Origin of the sequence: Paracoccus onchidii, from assembly GCF_028294535.1 — a bacterium.
GTDB lineage: Bacteria > Pseudomonadota > Alphaproteobacteria > Rhodobacterales > Rhodobacteraceae > Paracoccus > Paracoccus onchidii.
Genome location: NZ_JAQBIE010000019.1, coordinates 1 through 18,659 on the forward strand (window position 1 = coordinate 1; position 18,659 = coordinate 18,659).

The 18,659-nt window shown below is 58.6% G+C and carries 16 protein-coding genes; 3 read left to right on the forward strand and 13 right to left on the reverse strand.

The window, feature by feature from the left end:
* Positions 1-146: 146 nt before the first annotated feature.
* The 9 genes from PAF17_RS14290 to PAF17_RS14330 form a co-directional block, all read right to left on the reverse strand.
* On the reverse strand, positions 147-1,157 hold the full coding sequence (locus tag PAF17_RS14290) for a nucleotidyltransferase family protein (protein ID WP_271889781.1): 1,011 nt from the start codon (positions 1,155-1,157) through the stop codon (positions 147-149).
* A gap of 70 nt (positions 1,158-1,227) precedes the next feature.
* Positions 1,228-1,887, reverse strand: coding sequence for a class II aldolase/adducin family protein (locus PAF17_RS14295; protein ID WP_271889782.1), 660 nt, complete (start codon positions 1,885-1,887; stop codon positions 1,228-1,230).
* Positions 1,888-1,896: 9 nt separating this feature from the next.
* On the reverse strand, positions 1,897-2,937 hold the full coding sequence (locus PAF17_RS14300) for a 2-hydroxyacid dehydrogenase (protein WP_271889783.1): 1,041 nt from the start codon (positions 2,935-2,937) through the stop codon (positions 1,897-1,899).
* Positions 2,934-4,493 (reverse strand): FGGY-family carbohydrate kinase, encoded by a 1,560-nt coding sequence (locus tag PAF17_RS14305; RefSeq protein WP_271889784.1) that lies wholly within the window; start codon positions 4,491-4,493, stop codon positions 2,934-2,936. Before PAF17_RS14305 ends, PAF17_RS14300 begins: the two co-directional genes overlap by 4 nt.
* Positions 4,494-4,772: 279 nt before the next feature.
* A complete protein-coding gene (locus PAF17_RS14310; RefSeq protein WP_271889785.1) occupies positions 4,773-7,040 on the reverse strand; it encodes an arylsulfatase in 2,268 nt (755 codons plus the stop codon).
* Between the two features lie 25 nt (positions 7,041-7,065).
* Positions 7,066-8,073, reverse strand: coding sequence for an ABC transporter substrate-binding protein (locus PAF17_RS14315; protein WP_271889786.1), 1,008 nt, complete (start codon positions 8,071-8,073; stop codon positions 7,066-7,068).
* 34 nt (positions 8,074-8,107) lie between these two features.
* On the reverse strand, positions 8,108-8,905 hold the full coding sequence (locus PAF17_RS14320) for an ABC transporter ATP-binding protein (RefSeq protein WP_271889787.1): 798 nt from the start codon (positions 8,903-8,905) through the stop codon (positions 8,108-8,110).
* A gap of 12 nt (positions 8,906-8,917) precedes the next feature.
* Positions 8,918-9,742, reverse strand: a complete 825-nt coding sequence (locus PAF17_RS14325; RefSeq protein WP_271889788.1) for an ABC transporter permease — start codon at positions 9,740-9,742, stop codon at positions 8,918-8,920.
* A gap of 4 nt (positions 9,743-9,746) precedes the next feature.
* A complete protein-coding gene (locus tag PAF17_RS14330) occupies positions 9,747-10,532 on the reverse strand; it encodes an ABC transporter permease (protein ID WP_271889789.1) in 786 nt (261 codons plus the stop codon).
* A 306-nt stretch (positions 10,533-10,838) separates the two neighbouring features.
* On the opposite strand from PAF17_RS14330, the gene PAF17_RS14335 reads away from it, so the two are divergent.
* Positions 10,839-11,882 carry a LacI family DNA-binding transcriptional regulator gene (locus PAF17_RS14335; RefSeq protein WP_271889790.1) on the forward strand — a complete coding sequence of 348 codons (1,044 nt, stop codon included), beginning with the start codon at positions 10,839-10,841 and terminating at the stop codon, positions 11,880-11,882.
* A 10-nt stretch (positions 11,883-11,892) separates the two neighbouring features.
* Here PAF17_RS14335 and uxuA read toward each other — a convergent pair whose 3' ends face one another.
* The 4 genes from uxuA to PAF17_RS14355 are packed head-to-tail and all read right to left on the reverse strand — an operon-like array spanning position 11,893 to position 16,605.
* Complete coding sequence (gene uxuA, locus PAF17_RS14340; RefSeq protein ID WP_271889791.1) at positions 11,893-13,056, reverse strand: mannonate dehydratase; 1,164 nt, start codon at positions 13,054-13,056, stop codon at positions 11,893-11,895.
* Positions 13,057-13,074: 18 nt separating this feature from the next.
* Positions 13,075-13,824 carry an FCD domain-containing protein gene (locus PAF17_RS14345; RefSeq protein WP_271889792.1) on the reverse strand — a complete coding sequence of 250 codons (750 nt, stop codon included), beginning with the start codon at positions 13,822-13,824 and terminating at the stop codon, positions 13,075-13,077.
* Entirely contained in the window at positions 13,817-15,607 is a 1,791-nt protein-coding gene (locus tag PAF17_RS14350) for a glycoside hydrolase family 2 protein (protein WP_271889793.1), read from the reverse strand. The genes PAF17_RS14345 and PAF17_RS14350 overlap by 8 nt, the downstream gene beginning before the upstream one ends.
* A gap of 17 nt (positions 15,608-15,624) precedes the next feature.
* Complete coding sequence (locus PAF17_RS14355; protein WP_271889794.1) at positions 15,625-16,605, reverse strand: TRAP transporter substrate-binding protein; 981 nt, start codon at positions 16,603-16,605, stop codon at positions 15,625-15,627.
* Positions 16,606-16,842: 237 nt separating this feature from the next.
* On the opposite strand from PAF17_RS14355, the gene PAF17_RS14360 reads away from it, so the two are divergent.
* The gene (locus tag PAF17_RS14360; protein WP_271889795.1) at positions 16,843-17,361 is read left to right on the forward strand and encodes a TRAP transporter small permease; all 519 of its coding nucleotides are present in this window, start codon (positions 16,843-16,845) and stop codon (positions 17,359-17,361) included.
* On the forward strand, positions 17,358-18,659 hold the full coding sequence (locus tag PAF17_RS14365) for a TRAP transporter large permease (protein WP_271889796.1): 1,302 nt from the start codon (positions 17,358-17,360) through the stop codon (positions 18,657-18,659). The genes PAF17_RS14360 and PAF17_RS14365 overlap by 4 nt, the downstream gene beginning before the upstream one ends.

The following is an 18,659-nucleotide window of genomic DNA, read 5'->3' on the forward strand; positions in this document are numbered from 1 at the left end:
TCGCCACCCCGCGCGAACAAACGTCGACGAAGCCAACCCAGTCGCGCAGAAAAACTGAGACCATGCCGCTTCCGAGACATCAGAACAAACCTTCCAAATCTAAAAAACAGAAAACCAGGGGGCGGGCATGCGGATCATGGCATTTGTCATAATGACCCAAGCAGATTGGCGCTGTCGGGCATTCGGGCCAGGCTTCTATCCAGATATGCCCGCCAACGGGGACCGCGTTCGCGGGCGTCTTCATGTGCGTCCAGCAGATCGTCGGGTCGATCCTGTGCCAATGCTTCGATCAGGAATGCGGCTTGTGCGCGATCCTTGTGGGATTTCAGCCGGTCATCATCGCGTCGGCGGGCTGCAACGATCAGTTTGTGGATCGCATAGCGTTCAGGCCGGGGAATTTGCACCAACACCCCGCTGCGATACGGGATGGCGGCCTGGATCGGCTGTGCGATCAGATAGTTCAGATGATGCAAAGCCTGCGCCTGAACCCCAAGTGCGGGCAGATCGCGCAACCCTTCATGCTGGAAAGCCGGTGTCAGGAATTCCACCAGCGCATGTCCAGAGGTCTGACGCCAGCGCCATGTTCGCCCCGGTTCCAGGCTCGGAGCGGGTGTGAAATCGAACTCGGACAGCACCTTTTGCACGGGTGGTGCGGCAACATCATCAAGGGCCAGCGACAGGCGCTCAAAGCTGGCAATGTCCAGATCGTCGGTTTGTGCCGCCTGCGTCAGATCGTAACGCAGGTTCAGTTCGCCTTCATACAGCCTGAACGCATGCGTGCCGACCACTGTGCCGCCCAGCCGAAACACCCCTGCGGCTGCCAGCGCGGCCATCAGGCTGCCGGTGGTGGGATCAAGCCCAAGATAGCCCTCGGCGCGCAACAGCCGGACAAGGCGCGATCGGGCCCGCCTTCGTTGCTCGGCCGGTTCGCGGGCCTCGCGATGGCGGGCAATTCGCGACGCCAGATCGGGGGTATCTTCACCGATATAGTGTTTGCGGACCTGATTTCCGATCCGAAAGCTGTCATACCAATAAACGCGGCCGTTGCGTTCAACCCGCGTCGGGGTGCCGCGCAACTCTGAAATGCGTTCGTCCTTCAGCGCATGCAGCAGATCATGATAGGCCGCATGCGCCAGATTGCTATGTCGCGACACCATGTTCAACAATCCTTTCGAATGTTGAATACATGAATGTTCAACAAATGAAAACATTGTTGAACATTCTCGCTCAATCTGTCGATTTCAATCCGTAATCCGAAAACTTTGCCAGCGCTTCGTTAATATCGTCTTCGCTCAACAAGACCGGCCCACCAATCGTCATGGACAAACAGTATTGCCGCGCGATCGCCTCTAGCTCGACGGCGCGCCACATGGCTTTTTCGAGGTTTTCGCCCAGGGTGATCATGCCATGATTTGCCATCAGGCAAGCCGTCCGATCCTGCAATGCATCCAGGGCAAGTTCGGACAGTCTGGCTGTTCCGAACGTGGCATATCCGGAACAGCGGACGTCCATGCCGCCGAAGCTTGCGATCATGTAATGCACGGGCGGGATGGGTTTGCGCGCAATGGCCAGCGTCGTGCAATAGGTCGGATGGGCGTGAACCACGGCTGTCATGTCCGGCCGCGCCTTCAGGATATCGTAATGGAAACGCCATTCGGTCGAAGGCCTGAGCGGCCCCGACCATGCGCCATATTCGCCATCCAAGGGCATTTCGGCGATCATCTCGGGCGTCATGTCCTCATAGGGGGTTGCCGAGGGCGTGATCAGCACCTTGTCGCCGCAGCGCACCGAAATATTGCCCGAGGTTCCCTGATTGATGCCCAGGCTGTTCATGTTCTGACAGCTGGCCACAATCGCCTGGCGAAGCTGGATTTCGCTTAGTTGCATAATTCTTCCTCAGCTGGGATTCATGGGGGGCTCGCCGTCCAGCCAGCGGCGGATTTCCTCGGCGGCCTTGCCGGCGGCAACGCGGACCGTGCGCAATGACGCGCCCGCGATATGAGGTGTCAGCGTGACATTGGGCAGGCTGAGCAAGGGGGAATCCGCGGGAACCGGTTCGAAGGCGAATGTTTCCAGCATTGCGCCGCGCAGATGGCCGCTTTGCAACGCCTCGATCAATGCATCGTAATCCATAAGCGGTCCGCGCGCCGTGTTCACCACATAAGCGCCCTTCTTCATCTTGGCGAAGGCCTCGGCGTTCATCATGCCGGTGGTTTCCGGGGTGACACGTGGGTGCATGGTCACCACATCGGATTGTTCCAGCAACCTGTCCAGGGATACTTGTTCGACGCCGCCATCCAGATCATCGGCGCTCAGTTGAACATAGGGGTCCGCAACCAGGATCCGGCAGCCGAAGGCCCGCAGAATACGCACCACCCGCGCACCGATATGACCGTAGCCGATCACACCGACCGTCATGTCACACAATTCGTCCCCGATGACATCCGCACGGTAAAGATCGGTGCGATAGTTTCCGGCCTTCATCGCCTCGTGGCCGCGGCCCAGATTGCGGATCTCGGCGATCATCGCACCTATCGTGAACTCGGCCACGGCGCTGGCATTGCGTCCGGGGGTGTTGACGACGGTAATTCCACGGGCCTTGGCGGCGGCAACGTCCACGTTGACCGGCCCGCCCCGCGACACCGCGATCAATTTCAGATCGGGCATCTTGTCCATCATCTCGGCGGAAACGGGGGCGTGATGGGTCACCAGAACCGGCGCATTGCCGATATGCTGCATAACGACATCGGGGTCGCCCTGATATTCGCGCAAACCTTCGATCCGCGGCTCTGAATAGCCTTGGATGATCGGGTCATCCGGCCAGCCAAAGTCCAGATTGCGGCACTGGACGCGATCACCGCATATATCGAGAATGGCTTTTTCAAAGATCTCCGACAACATGAACTGGTCGCCGATGATGGCTATATCCTTGGTCATTTCATTCCCTCGCGCATATTTGCCTGTGCCTGCCATACCGGCTGCATTGCCAGGCGTGTTTCCCTGAAAACCTGAAAAAGCCCGTCATAGGTGCGGGCCAGCTGTTGATCCGGCATGACAGCATCACGCAATAGCGGCGTCACCCAGGCATCCGCCGCCGCACCGATGTCATCGAAGATGCCGACCCTTACCGCCGCGATCATCGCAGCCCCGGCCGCGCCGGCTTCATCCTGTGCGACATTGCGCACGGGCCGGTTAAGCGCCGATGCCAGAATTGTTTTCATCGCCGAGGATCGCGCGCCCCCGCCGGTGATGCGTATTTCGGCGGGGGTTCCCCCCATCGCGTCATAGCAGTCACGCGCCGACAGCGCCAAGCCGTCATAGACCGCACGCATCATGTCAAACCAGCCCGTCGAAGAATCAAGGCCACCAAAACTTGCGCGGGCTGCGGGGTCCAGGAATGGTCCCCGTTCGCCACCTGGCAGGATGTATGGATGATACATCGCGCGCCCCGGCGAGGCGGAAATAACCTTGTCATCCAGTCCTGCCAATATTTGCGCCGGATCGCGCGCAACCCCTTCGGCAGCCAGGATTTCGCAGGCGATACCGATCATCCAGTCGATATTGACCGTCGCCCCCATATTTGTCTGGAACTGCGCAAAGGCCGTGCCCGGAAAACCTATCGTATAGCCCGTGCGGGCCTTGTTCAGAACAACGTTTTCAGCGTTCTCGACAAAACGCATGTGAACCCCGGTCGACCCCATGATGGTCAGGCCGGGTTGCAGTTCGGCGTCATACAGCCCCGCCGCCATCGCCGAGCACATGATGTCGATCGCCCCCAGACATACCGGCAACCCCCGTGGCAGACCGGTGAGCGTCGCCGCCTCTGGCGAAAGCCCGTGATCGCTGATGGCCCCATCGACGATCGGGGGCATCAGGTGGCGCAACCCCGCCAGACCACAGGCGTCGATCACCGCCTCGGAATAAGTGCGCGACGCCATGTCGCCAAAGTTCAGCACCGCTTCGCTCGGGTCGGTGGCCACAGCGCCCGTCAGGCAATAATACAGCCAGTCCTTGCAATGCAGCGCCGCCGCCGCGCGGTCCAATTGCCTGGGGGCATCTTTCTGCATCCACAAAAGCTGTGATCGCATCTGGCACGGGTTCACCCCGGTTCCGGTACTGTCATAGATCAGCGGATAGTTCCGATCCGCCGTGATCGCCAACGCTTGTTCGGAAGCACGGGCATCAACCCAAAGCATCGCATCTTGAACGGGTCGGCCGTCAGCATCGATCAGCCAGGTGCCATCACCCTGCCCGGTTACACCAATCGCCACTGCACGTTGTGCAATGTCCGGCAGCTGCTCGCTCAGCCCTTTCAGCACTGCCGCAGCATCGCCCCAGGTACGGGCCATGTCTTGCGTGGCCGCCCCGGACGGCAGGCTGCAATAGCTGTTCTTGCGGCTGCAGACGGCGACCTGACGACCTTTCTGGTCAAAGGCTACCGCCTTGATGACCGAGGTTCCTGCGTCCAGTCCGATGATGATGGGACTATTCATGCCGCAACACCATCATGAACAATCTCACGTGGAATCTTGCTTTCTGGTATAAATAGTTGCTTTTTATAACTTAATTTAAATTCACAGACCGTTGGATCGGCCGCCGAACCCGAGGTCGGAAGCAGCCCCTTTTCGCCACAATCCGTCAAAGCAGAAGGCGTAGAATAGAGAGAGTTTTTAATCCATTCTATACAACGCATTGAGGTGAATACCTTTACTATCGCATAAGGTTCCGTCGGCGGGACGCCATCGGGCGCCCCAGCCTTATTTCCACGCCGATCAGTCCTGGCTTTCATAGTCATGTGGCCCGGCAATGTCGGTGCCCAGGGTGATGCGGACATGATCGATGTCACCCGCAAACGGGAATGCGCCTTGTTCAGCATAAGCCGGGCTGACCTGCGAACCGGCATCTCTGCCAAGGCTCAGTCCTTCCCATTCCATGAAGTATTTATACGTCTCGGGAATATCGATCTGGCTCAACTCCTGTCCATTTACGGACAAATGACCAATCCCTTTGCAAATGCCTGTTTTCTCGAAACGATAGCGAATGTCGAGCCAGTCATCCTGATCCGGGACGGGCGCTTCGGTCCGCAGCATTTGTTCATAGAAGTTGTAGTCGTGAACGATCTTCCCGTCTTTCACATACAGGCTATAGCCGCCGCACAGGCCGCCGCAGGCCAGAATGACGCCTTCGCCATTCTCCGAAATCCTGACGCGGGCGTCGATCTGATAGGATCGATCCATTGTGAATGGCACCGCCCCACCGGGAATGTTGGTCATGCCCGGATAGAACACATATTCCTGTTGAATGCGGGGCGAATCCTTGCGCGGTCGCGCCATCGCGCGCCTTTCGGCAAAGCCGCGATCATCAAGGGGCAGGATGTCATAGCGCCCGGCCTCGGCCCACCACAGTTCGATCATCTTGCGCAACCGGTCTGGCTCTTTGTGGGCCAGGTCGTTCTGCTCGGCGAAATCTTCGGCAACATGATACAGTTCCCACTGATCGTCGTCATAGTCCGAGTAACGCTTGTGATAGGCGACGGCTTTCCAGCCATCATGCCAGATTGCTCGGTGGCCGAACATCTCGAAGACCTGCGTGCGCTTATGCGTGGGCTGGTCCTTGTCATTGAACGAATACAGCATGCTGGTGCCGTGGATGTTCATCTGAGGAACGCCCCTGATCATTGACGGTGCCTCGGTGCCGGCCGCCTCGAGAATGGTCGGAACGATATCCATGACATGATGGAACTGGTTGCGAACCCCGCCTTGTTCCTTGATGCCCTTGGGCCAATGCACGATCATAGGGTCCTGAACCCCGCCTGCATGGGTGTTCTGCTTGTAACGGCGCAGCGGTGTGTTTTCGACCTGTGCCCAGCCAATCGGATAGTTGTTCTTGGCGCGCTTGGTGCCGATATTGTCGAGCCGTTCCAGATTGAAGTCGAAAGGCTCGGCATCCATGTTTTCGTAGAAGGTGGTGCTGGTCGAGCCGTGGATCTGCCCTTCCTGGCTGGCGCCGTTGTCGGACAGCAGGAAGATGATCGTGTTGTCCTTTTTGCCCAGGGCTTCCAGATGGGCGAACAGGCGTCCCAGTTCCTTGTCCGTGTGGTCGAGGAAAGCTGCGTAAGCCTCTTCGAACTTGCAATAAAGTTTCTTCTGATCGTCAGACAGGCTGTCCCAGGGTTCCACGCCCTCGTTGCGCGGAACAAGCCCGGTTCCCTTTGGAACGATGCCCATTTCGATCTGGCGCGCCAGCCGCTGCTCGCGGACCTTGTCCCACCCCGCGTCGAAGCGGCCCTTGTATTTGTCCAGGAATTCCTGCGGTGCCTGATGCGGAGAATGCATCGCGCCGGGGGCGAAATACATGAAAAACGGCTTCTTTGGGGCCAGTGAGACGTGATCGGTCAGGAATTGACAGGCATTGTCGACCAGATCTTCGTTCAGGGTATAACCTTCGTCCGGCTTCCGCGGAGGCTCGACATGCTGGTTGTCACGCACCAGGGCCGGACGGAACTGATCGGACAGCGCCTCAAGGAAACCATAGTATTTCGAGAACCCGCGCCCCAGGGGCCACTGGTCGAACGGCCCCACCGCCGAGGTCTGGTCGACGGGCGCAAGGTGCCATTTGCCGATCGCATAAGTGCTGTAGCCTTCGCCCGACAGCATTTCGGCAATCGTGCCTGCATTCTGGCGAATTGCACCGCGCTTGCTGGGGAAACCGCTATCGGCATTGGCGATGATCGACATGCCGACGGCATGGTGGTCGCGCCCCGTCAGCAAGGAAGCGCGTGTTGGCGAGCACAGGGCAGTGGTATGAAAGTTGTTATACCGCAGCCCGCCCTGTGCCAATGCATCGATATTGGGCGTGTCAATTTCACTGCCAAAGCAGCCGAGACTGCCAAAACCCATGTCATCGAACAGTATCACCAGCACATTCGGGCTGTCTTCATCGGGGCTTTGCGGTTCGGGCCACCAAGGGGTCGAATCCTTGTAGGTCCGCCCGACATATCCCTTGAAGAGCTCGTGTGTGTTGTTGTGGGTGATACTCATGATTCAATGACCTCCGATACGGATCTTATTCTTTTCTCAGGGCTTTTGCGGCTTGCAGGATCGGCAATGCGCTGTCTTGCATGGCTGGCAGGTCGGGCACTTCGTCATAGGCCCCGGCGGCGACCAGCACCTCGGCACTGGCGACCAACGTGTCGATCGTGGCGCCACTTTCCATGTCGGCGATTGCTTCATCCAGAGTCTGGAAGTCACGCAGGCCAAACGCATATCCTGCGGTTTCCGGGGTGCCCTCGATCCCCGCATCCTTGAAAAATTCCAGGGCAAGTTCCACGGTTTCGTCGGGATGTTCGCGGGTGTATTCGTTTCCGCGATAGACGGCTTCGACAAAGCGCGCCGCAGCGTCGGGATGTTCTTCCCAGAAGCGGCTGGTGACGATCAGCGGCACGATGATCGAGGTGCCAGCCACCTCGCCATCACACACGACCGTGTAGTTTTCCTTGTCCATCACGATGTCGAAATCGGCTGATGCGGCCGTGGTGCCTGCACCGATTTCGCCATTCAGCAACGATTGACGGGTTACAGGCGGGTCCAGCGGAACGATTTCCAGTTCGTCCTGAGCAACGCCGAAATGCTCGGCGCAGGCATAAAGCAGCTGGCTCCAGGTGGAATTCGGAACGGTTCCGACGCGGGTCTCGCGCAGGGCATCGGCCGGTGTGCCATCACCCAGGACGTCATTGCGCAGGATCAGCTTGATATTGCGATCTTCTTTCAGCATCGTGCCGACCGAGATCAGCTTGAACTTGTCCCACCCCGAGATCGCGGGCGGGCCGCCCGTCCAGCCGGCCTGCCAGTCGCCAGACACCCCCGATGCCAGAGCCGCGCCGCCATTGGGGAAATAGGTGATCTCGACCTCCAGATCATTATCGGCGAAATAGCCAAGATGATCGGCAAGCCACAGCGGAAATCCCGTCTCATTGGGCTGGCTGTTCAGGTTGATTTGCATCGGATCGGCAAAGGCGGCGCCCGCCATCAATGCACAGCTTGCCGTTGCAAGGATCATATTCTTGATTTTCATTGATCTTTCCTCCCTTTCAAAACCTTGTCGCCCGTTATTGGGCAATGATTTCTTCCCGAACCAGCGCCCAGATTTCACGCCGTGCGGCGATGAAATCGGGATGTTCGGCGGCCACCTCGATATCGCCGCGCTTCCAGACCACGTCGCGGGGCAGCGAGATTTCTTTCTTGATCCGTCCGGGACGGCGGCTCATGACGATGACGCGATCGCCAAGATAAACGGCCTCTTCCACGGAATGGGTGATGAAAAGCACGGTGTAATGGTGCTCGCGGTGAAGACGCTGCACCTCTTCCTGCAAGATGGTGCGGGTTTGCGCATCCAGCGCGCCGAATGGTTCATCCATCAACAGGATCTCGGGCTGCATCACCAGCGAACGGGCAATCGCCACGCGCTGCTGCATGCCCCCCGACAGCTCGCTTGGGTAAGCATCGCGGAACTGTTCAAGCTTCATGATCTTCAGCTGTTCGACCAGCCGCCGTTCCTGTTCCTTGGCATCGACCCCACACATCTGAAGTCCGAACTTGATGTTCTGGGCAACCGTTTCCGAAGGGAACAACGCGAATTTCTGAAATACGACGCTGCGCTGCGGGCCAGGGGGGCCTGCGGGTTTGCCATCGACCAGGATCTCGCCTTCGGTCGGTTGCTCCAGCCCTGCGCCTACTGTCATCAGCGTTGATTTACCGCAACCTGACGGGCCGACGACGCAGATGAATTCGCCTTTCTGGACAGCCAGCGAACAATTGTCCACGGCACAGACGCCAGTGTCCTTGGGGCCAAACCACTTGGTGATATTGCGCAGTTCCAGTTTGGGCGTGGATTGTTGGTTTTGCATGATATTTTCCTATTATCCGTCGCGCTGCGCGCGCGGCTTGCGCCAGGGCAAAAGCACGGTTTCAGAACGTTGCAGAAGCGTGTCGATGATGACGCCCAGGCTGCCGATCGCGATGATCCCGACAAAGATCGTCGACACCGAGTCATTGTTCTGACCCTGCGAGATCAGAAAGCCCAAGCCGACCTTGCCAACCACCAGCTCGGCTCCGACCAGCGCCATCCAGCCATTGCTGATTGCAATGCGCAGGCCGGTGAAGATGGCCGGCGCGGCGACAGGCACAACAACACGGCGCAGCATCGCGCCCTGACCTGCGCCCAAGACCCGTGCCGCGCGAACGAGGATCGGATCGACCTGCTGCACACCCAATTGCGCATTGATGACACAAGCGGGAAAAGCCGCGATGAACACCACCATTGCCTGCGTCGCCGTTGACGCCCCAAACCACAGGATCGCGATCGGAACCCATGCAAAGGGTGGGATATAGCGCAGAACCTCGAAGATCGGGTTGAATACCGCGCGAAAGCCCGGAAGCCACGCAAACAGGATCCCGACCGGGACGCCAAGCAAAACAGCCGCCCCGACCCCCAATGCCCAACGATAGAGCGAGGCGCCGACATGTCCGGCAAGGGTCGATCCACTGAATGGTTCGACGATCAGATTGCCAAAGCGTGCGACCACCTCGGCGGGCGACGGCAGGGTCATGGGGTCGATCCACCCCAGAACCGAGGTGGAAAGCGTCCACAAGATCAACAGCACCAGAAGCGACCCGGCGCCATAGATCAGTGGCAAACGAGAGCTGTCCGACGAACGGGTCCTGTTCAGAAAATTGATCCGCATCAGATTATCCTCCGTTCCGGTCATTCTTGACCCAGGGCGCGAACATGCGCGCCGCAAGTCCCATCAGCGCCGACAGCATGACCCCCAACAAACCGATCAGCAGCATCGCGACCACCAGAACATCCGTGTCCAGCATCCTGGATGCGTTCAGCGCCACGTAACCAAGCCCCGCAGTTGCGGCCAGAAGTTCTGCTGCGACCAGGGTGGTCCAGGCATTCCCAAGGGCGATCCGGGCACCTGCCAGAAGGGTCGGAATTGCCGAGCGGATCACGATGCGGGTCAGGATCTTGCGATCATTCGCGCCGAGCGTGCGCCCGGCATCGATCAGCAATTTGTCAACGGAATAGACGGCATGCATCGAATTCATGACCCACGGAACCAAGGCCGCGATAAAAACGACGAAAATCCGCGCGGCATCGCCAATGCCGATCCACAGCAAGGTCAACGGAATCCATGCCAGCGGTGGAACCGGGCGGATCAGCTGAAAAATCGGAAAGACGATCCATTTCAGGCGAGTCCACCACGCCATCGCGATGCCCAAAGGAACACCAACGATACCGCCCAGAACCCAGCCCGCCAGAACGATGGATAGTGAACTGAGGATATGCCCCATCAATGTGCTGCCGATGTAAGGCCGCGACCAGAACATGATCAGCCGGTCCAGAACATCGCCCGGAGACGGAAAGAACAGCTCGGAAACGGGGCCGCCCTCTCGTGTCAGCCATGCCCAGATGGCGACCCATAGCAGGGTCGCCCCAGCACCGACGAATGCCACTTTATTGGATGTCACAAGCTCCCCTCCCTGTCGCAGCCATCGCGGCGTCGTTGGATACGCCGCATCGTTGCGAACAGACGGTAACGAATTAAACGTTTAACTGTCAATCAGAGTCTTTGCACGATCTTGGATAAACAGAGGAATTACTACGTATACATTTGTTATATCTTGATAATTTTTACACTCAAGGGAGATCAAGGCGAGAAACTTTTCGCCCAAAAGGAATGAAGGACTGCAGGTTTTTCTTGATTTACTTGGATATTTCGATAATCGTTATCCCATTAGAACGTTCTGCAACGGCCCAATCAACGGCGGGAAAAAATGAAGAATGCCTCGAAAGCACCGCAGCCGGGTCGCCGCGCCTCGATCAAGGATGTCGCGGCCCGGGCAGGTGTTTCGACGGCCACCGTATCGCATGTCTTCTCGGGCAAGAAACATGTGAATGAGGCTTTGGAAAAGCGCGTCCGCGCCGCCGCCAGGGAACTGGACTATTCGGTTGATCGCGTCGCGTCGCGGCTGCGATCTGGCAAGGCCAAGGTGATTGCGGTCATGGTGCCAGATCTGGAAGACCTGTTCCTCAGCCGTTTTGTTTCGCGGATCGAGGCGCAGGCCGAGGATTCGGGGTTCGAGGTCATCTTGTCATGCTCGCGCAACGATCCCGAACTGGAACGCACCCGTTTGCGCGCAATGCTGGCCTGGCGCCCGACCGGGCTGGTCTTTGTCCCTTGCCATGAAGAGCTGCCCATGGAGGTGTTTCGGGACCACCCCGACCTGCCGATCATCGGCGCCGACCGTGTAAACCCCAGCCTGACCCCATTTGATACGGTGACCGTCGACAATTACGGATCAGGCTGGACCGCGGCGGACAATCTGATCCTCAAGGGCGCAAAAAAGATCCTGATGCTGAGTTCGATCACGGAAATCGCGACGATTCGCGAACGGATCCGTGGCGCCCGGGAACGAATTGAACGCGAGCGGGATGTGGAATTGCAGGTTCTGGCCGTCGGGTCGGAACCCACCCGTGGCGCCGAGAAGCTGACCGAATGGTTCGGCGAGCATGGCTTGCCCGATGCGGTGATCAGCCTGACGAATGTCATGACCTTGGCGGCGCTGGCAACCTTTGCGCAGATCGGGATCGAAGCCCCCGATGACCTGCTTCTGATCGGATATCACGATTCGCTTTGGATGACGGCACGCAAAGTTCCGATTACCACCGTCTCGTTGCCCATCGATGACGTGGCGCGTGCCGTCTGGCAGCGGCTGGAAAGCCGGGTGGCAGGTGACAGTTCGCCCAATCGCAATACAGTTCTTTCCACCACCCTGATCGAACGCGACACCACTTTGGGGCGCCGGCCCTCGCGCTGATCCGCCGGCCCTAAAGGAACCGTTCGACCGCGTGCATGACACCGCGCAATTCGGCCAATCCGCGCAGACGCCCAATGGCCGGATAGCCCGGCGCGCCGCCTGGGCGGCGGTGATCATCCAGCAATTGATGGCCATGATCGGGGCGAAATGGCAGGATCACCCCGCGACTGCGTTGAATTTCCAGCGCTGCTCGCACGATCTCGACCATATCAACATCGCCGTCAAGGTGATCTGCTTCGTGAAACGACAGGCCGTCCGCCTCGCGACGGGTCGCGCGAAGATGCAGGAAATGCACCCTTTCGCCATGCGCGCGCAGCATCGCCGCAAGGTCATTATCCGCGCGCACGCCATACGAACCCGTACAGAACGTGAACCCGTTGCATGGGCTATCCGAAATATCAGCGATAAAGCGCATGTCCTGCGCCGTCGACACAATGCGCGGCAGACCGAACAAGGGGCGCGGAGGATCGTCAGGATGGATCGCAAGCACGACCCCCGCCTCTTCTGCTGCGGGCAGAACATGGCGCAGAAAGGCGGCAAGGTTCTGACGCAAGTGGTCGGCGTCAATATCACGATAGCGGGCAAGGTGGTCCCGGAACTGATCCAGCGTATAGGTTTCCTCGGCGCCGGGAAGACCCGCAAGGATCGTATCGGTCAATGCCTGACGATCCGATGCAGACAGGGTTTCGGCACGCTCTGCTGCCAGGGCGACGATCTCGGGCGGGTGCTCGTTGACTGCGCCTCCACGGGCAAGCACATGAATGTCGAACAGTGCGAAATCCACAGCATCAAAGCGCAGGCACCGCGCGCCGCTTGGCAATGGATAGGACAGATTCGTGCGGGTCCAGTCCAGCACCGGCATGAAATTGTAACACACCGTCCGGATACCACAGGCACCAAGGTTGCGAACCGATTGGGCCCAGGCATCCGCATAACGTTCCCAACCTGGCGCTGCGGTCTTGATATCTTCATGCACGGGGATGCTTTCGACCACATCCCAATCCAACCCGGCTTGTTCGATATTTGTTTTCAGGTCCCGAATTTCGTTTTCGGGCCAAATAGTTCCGTTAGGAAGGTGATGTAATGCCGAAACAATGCCCTCGGCACCCGCCTGACGAATTTCGGCAAGTGAGATTGCATCATTGGGCCCAAACCAGCGCCATGTCTGCTTCACATCATACTCCTGTCAAACTTATAGTGTCCGCGCCGTTCGCGCGGTCGAGAACAGAAAGCCGTCAAAGGACGGATCCTCAGAATCGGACAATTGCATCAGCGTTTCACTGACATTGCCCAGATGGTCACGCATGGCCTGACGGGCGCGCGCGCAATCGCGGGCGCGCAGCGCATCCAGAATGGCCTGATGATCGTCCAGCCAACGGCTGCGATAGGTGTCATCAAAGATCCGGCTATGCAGCTGCGCCCACATCCGGCTACGATTGCGCAGGTTCCAAAGGTCACTGACCATCTTGACCAGAACGCCGTTCTGTGTGGCCTCGGCGATCAGCAAATGAAACCGTTGGTCGCTTTGATAATCGTCCCGCCCCTCGGTGATGCTGCGGCGCTCATCGTCAAGCGCTTCTCGCATGGCGATGATATCCGCCTTTGTGACGGTGGCCGCGGCCAGTCCGGCAACAGCGCTTTCCAGGACCATTCGCGCTTCCAGCAGCTCGAAAGGCCCGATGTCGTCTTCGGTCTCTGGCGCCGTCGCGGTATCGGGCGCACCTTCCTGCAGATAGACCCCCGATCCCTGGCGCACCTGCACCAGACCTTCTACTTCGAGCATGATGATCGCATCGCGCACAAGGCTGCGCCCGACCCCCAACCGCAATGCAATTTGCCGCTCGGTCAGGATCCGATCCCCCGGCTGCACCCCTTCGGCACGGATCAGCTGGCGCAGTTCGGCGGCCACATCCTGATAGCGGCGCTGAGGGGCATCACTCATGGCCCTGACCCTGCGCATGCCGGGCGTAGAACTCGGCCAGAATATCGAACGCCGCCTTGCGCGTGACCTTATCTGCGGCAATCAGTCCCTTGCGGTTCCAGCCACGCTGATAAATGCCCTGGCGGCGTTCGGTTCTGAAATCATACAGAATCCAGGGCGACATGCCCTTCACATAACCCAGCCGGGCCAGCGTTGATGTTTGCTTGCGATAAATCTCTGCCTGATATGCTTCGGAGAACAACCCCTCGGACGGACCTTCGGCGGTAATATCGGCATCGGCACCGGTTTCGGAGATGACAACCGGGCGATCCGGGTTCGAGTTCCGGCCGATCCGCTCGAGATCATCGAAATCCTCGTCATACCATCCATAATATTCATTGATACCAATAATATCGAGATGGTCGGCCAGACGATCCTCGATCCGCAACGTCTGATGGTTGACCAGACATGCCGCGGCGATAAGGCGGGTCGGATCCATGGCACGTGCCTGCGCAGCCAGACCCGACATGAAGGCAAGACGGGCATCGGTATCGGCGTTCTCATTGCCAATCGACCAGATCACCACCGAAGCGCGGTTGCGGTCGCGACGGATCAGCTCGGCCAGCTGATTTTCCGCGTCAGCGCGGGTAGCGGGATTGGCAAAATCAATGGCCCAATACACGGGAATCTCGGCCCAGATCAGGATGCCCCGTTCATCCGCAAGCTGCGCTGCGCGTTCATGATGGGGATAATGCGCCAGCCGCATAAAGTTGCAGTTCAGGTCACGCGCATGATCGAAGCGACGAATCAGATCCGCCTCGTTCGTCACTTTCCCCAATTCGCGATCATCCTCGTGCACCGCGATTCCGCGCAGCCAGATCGGCTTGCCGTTCAGCAGGATATCGGTGCCGCGCCGCTGGATCTGGCGAAAGCCGACGCGATCGCGCACCTCATCGGCGCCAGCCGTCAATGTCACATCATAAAGATGCGGATTTTCGGGCGACCACAATTGCGGGGATGCCTCGACCTCTATGGTTCCGACCCCATCGACCAAAGGAATATCGATCTGAATCAGGCCCTTGATATCAAGATGCGCGTGATCGGCACCTTCGACCTCGACCCGCACCGAAATGCGATCATAGGAATCCGGTGCAAGTGACAGAACCAGATCGCGAATGACGGTCTTGGGCGTTTCAAACAACGAAACCTCGCGGTACACACCGCCATAATTGAACCAGTCGGTGTTCTGCATCGGCACCCGGTCGGCCTGCCGGCGATTGTCAACGAACAGCATCAGCCAGTTGCGGCCTGGCTGCGCATGATCCGTCAGCTCGACAAAAAACGGCGTTGACGCACCCAGATGATTGCCGAGGAATTTACCGTTCAGAAACACCTTGCAGTCATAACTGGCTGCACCGACGCGCAGGAACAGGCGCCCGTCAGGGTCAGGGTCCAGATCGACGGCGCGAGTATACCACGACCCGCCTTCAAAGAAGTACCATTTGTCCTGAAGTATCTGCCAATTGGACGGCACCGGAACCGTTTCGCCCATATAGGGATCATAATCCCAAGGCTCGATACGATTCACGGGTGTTTCAGGCTGCATCGCGAACCATTTCTGACGCAAACCCGTATCCAACAGATCAACGCAGAAATTCCAGTCTCCGTCCAGCGATCGCACAGGGCGACCGCCGGTAAAGATCATCGTCTGGTGGTTCAGGCTGCGCGTATCGTACGCAGAGCCGTAACCTTCGTCGTGAAGGGCCGCCAAGGCGTTTTCAGCAAGTTCGGAACGTTCCAGCATGACGGCCCCCTACGTATTTATTGTGCCGCTGCGCGGATCTGATCGACCAGTTCCGCCAGTTCGGGGTTGTCGGCGGTGGCCTCGTCATACATCGGCTGGACGGCCTCGATGAACGGCGCTTTGTCCACTTCGTGGATTTCGACGCCCATATCCGCCTGAGCCTCTTGGATCGCGGCATCCGAGGCTTTCTTCCATTCTTCGCTGTGGAAGGTCATCGAGTTCTTGGCGGCTGTCGCCAGGGCTGTTTTCTCGTCTTCGGACAAACCGTCCCAGGCGCAGTTCGAAATGAACACGACCGACGGAATCATCGTGTGTTCATCAAGCGAGAAATGCTTTGAAACTTCGCCATGGCGTGCGGTGGTCAATGCGGTCGGATTGTTTTCCGCACCGTCGACAACACCTTGCTGCAACGCCGAATACAATTCACCCCAACCGATCGGGGTCGGGTTGGCACCCAGCAACTCGACCATCCGAACCGCCGAAGGGCTGGGCTGGACGCGAATCTTCATGCCTTTCAGATCATCCGGGCTGAGAATGGCCTTGTTGGTATAGAAGGATCGTGCGCCTTCCGTGTAATAGGCTAGGCCGCGAATGCCCGAATCTGCCGCCTTGTCCAGCACCGACTGACCGATATCGCCGGTAATGATGTTCTGGAAGTGGTCTTCGCTTTGGAACATGTATGGCAGGTTGAACGCCGCATAGACGGGCGCGAATGCCTCCAGCTCAGAGGTGTTGGACTTGGCCATATCCAGCGAACAGTTCTGGACCTGTTCGGTCGATTCGCGTTGCGAGCCCAGCTGACCGTTCGGGTAGATGCGGATTTTCAGCGAACCGCCAGTCGCCTCCTCGACCTCATCAGCCATCTTCTGCATCGAAATATGCACGGGATGGTCGTCGGGGTTGTTGTGGTTGAGGCGCAGCGTCTTGGCGTCAGCCGATGCAGCGATTGCCAGCATCGACAATGCGGTCGTGGCGGCCAGCGTCTTGGCAGTGTTCATGAATTCCCTCCCTGAGAGCAAGCGACGGGATCCCCGTCGATCAGATGTAAAGCCGGTTGCAGAACAACGTCCCGGGCAAGTTGGGCCACCAATCAGCAAAGATGTCAACCAAAATTGGCAAATTGGTTGACCATTTCTTCCACCTTCTGCATTCTGCGCGCGATTGAACGGGCGAATATGCCCAGAGGTGGGAGGAAGGAACGCCATGCCACATCAAGTTATCGCAGAGGTGCAGCCATGAGGCGCGCCGCCGACAGCCTGCTGCGTTTCGGCATCATCGCGGTATTTCTGGTCCTGCTGGTCTGCGTGACCTGGCAGGTGATCAGCCGTTACATGCTGGGCACCCCATCGACCACCACCGACGAGCTTGCGCGCTTTCTGTTCATGTGGCTGGCCCTGGTCGGAGGGGCATACACATATGGTCAGGGGCGCCATCTGGCCATCGACCTGCTGCCCCAAAGCATGACCGGCCCCAAACGCAGAATGATCGAAGCGTTGATCACCCTGCTGATCGCCCTTTTCGCGACCATGATCATGGTCTGGGGTGGCGGTCAGCTGATGCAGCGAACTCTGGCATCGGGCCAGATTTCGCCGGCGCTGCAATTGCCTATGGGCTGGGTTTATGGGGCGATTCCCTTGTCAGGGCTGATCATCCTTGCTTACGCCATAGGCAACCTGATCCAGATCGGCCGCGGAAAAACGATCCTTAGCCAACCCGAAGAGGCATTGCCCGCAACCAAGGAGGCGGGGCTATGAACTGGGCCGCTGTCGTTCTGTTTTCATCCTTTGGCGCATTGATGGTCATCGGAGTGCCCATCGCCTTTTCCATCGGGATCGCAGCCGCGCTGACATTCCTGTTGTTCATGTCTTTCGACCAGACGATCTTTATCGTCGCGCAGCAAATGGCATCGGGGCTGGACAGTTTTACCCTGTTGGCGATTCCGTTTTTTATCCTTGCCGGCAATATCATGAACCGTGGCGGCATCGCGTTGCGGCTGATCGAGTTCGCAAAGGTGCTGGGCGGACGCCTGCCGGGTGCGCTGGCGCATTGCAACGTGATCGCAAACATGATGTTCGGCTCGATCTCGGGGTCGGCAGTTGCATCTGCGGCCGCGGTTGGTGGCGTCATGGCACCGCTGCAGCGCAAAGAGGGATATGACCCTGCCTATTCCGCCGCCGTCAATATCGCCTCCAGCCCGACGGGATTGTTGATTCCGCCTTCCACGACGCTGATCGTCTATTCGCTGATCACCGGGGGCACCTCTATTTCGGCGCTGTTCGTGGCGGGCTACCTTCCCGGCGCCTTGCTGGGGCTGTCGCTGATGCTGGTGGCAGGCATCATCGCCAAGCGGCGCGGCTATCCGCTGGCCGAACGCCCGAGCTGGGCCGAGGTGCGCCATCGGACACTGGACGCGATTCTGCCTCTGGGCCTGATCCTGGTCATCATGGGCGGCATTATCGGCGGCGTGTTCACCGCAACCGAGGCGTCGGCAGCCGCGGTCGTCTATTCGCTTGTTCTGGCGTTGTTCTGGTACCGGGAAATCGGATTGAAGGATCTGCCCTCGATTGTGCTGGAAAGCGCCGTGACGACAACCATCGTGCTGTTCATGATCGGAACCTCCATCGCGATGTCACGCGCCATGGCCTATGGCGACATACCATTCGCGTTGTCCGATTACCTGTTGCTGCTGTCTGACAACCCGCTGGTGATCCTGCTGGTCATCAACCTGGCTTTGCTGGTGGTCGGCACCTTCATGGACATGACCCCTGCCCTGTTGATCTTTACCCCGATTTTCCTGCCGGTGGTCAGCGATCTGGGCATGGATCCTGTGCATTTCGGGATCATGATGACCTTCAACCTGTCAATCGGCATTTGCACACCGCCGGTGGGTTCAGCGTTGTTTATCGGCTGTTCGGTCGGACGGGTTCCGATCGCCAAGGTAATCCGCCCCTTGCTGCCCTTCTATGCGGTCATGATCGGCCTGCTGCTTCTGGTGACCTTCGTGCCCCAGATCAGCCTGATCCTGCCCCAATGGCTTTTGAACTACGGTTAA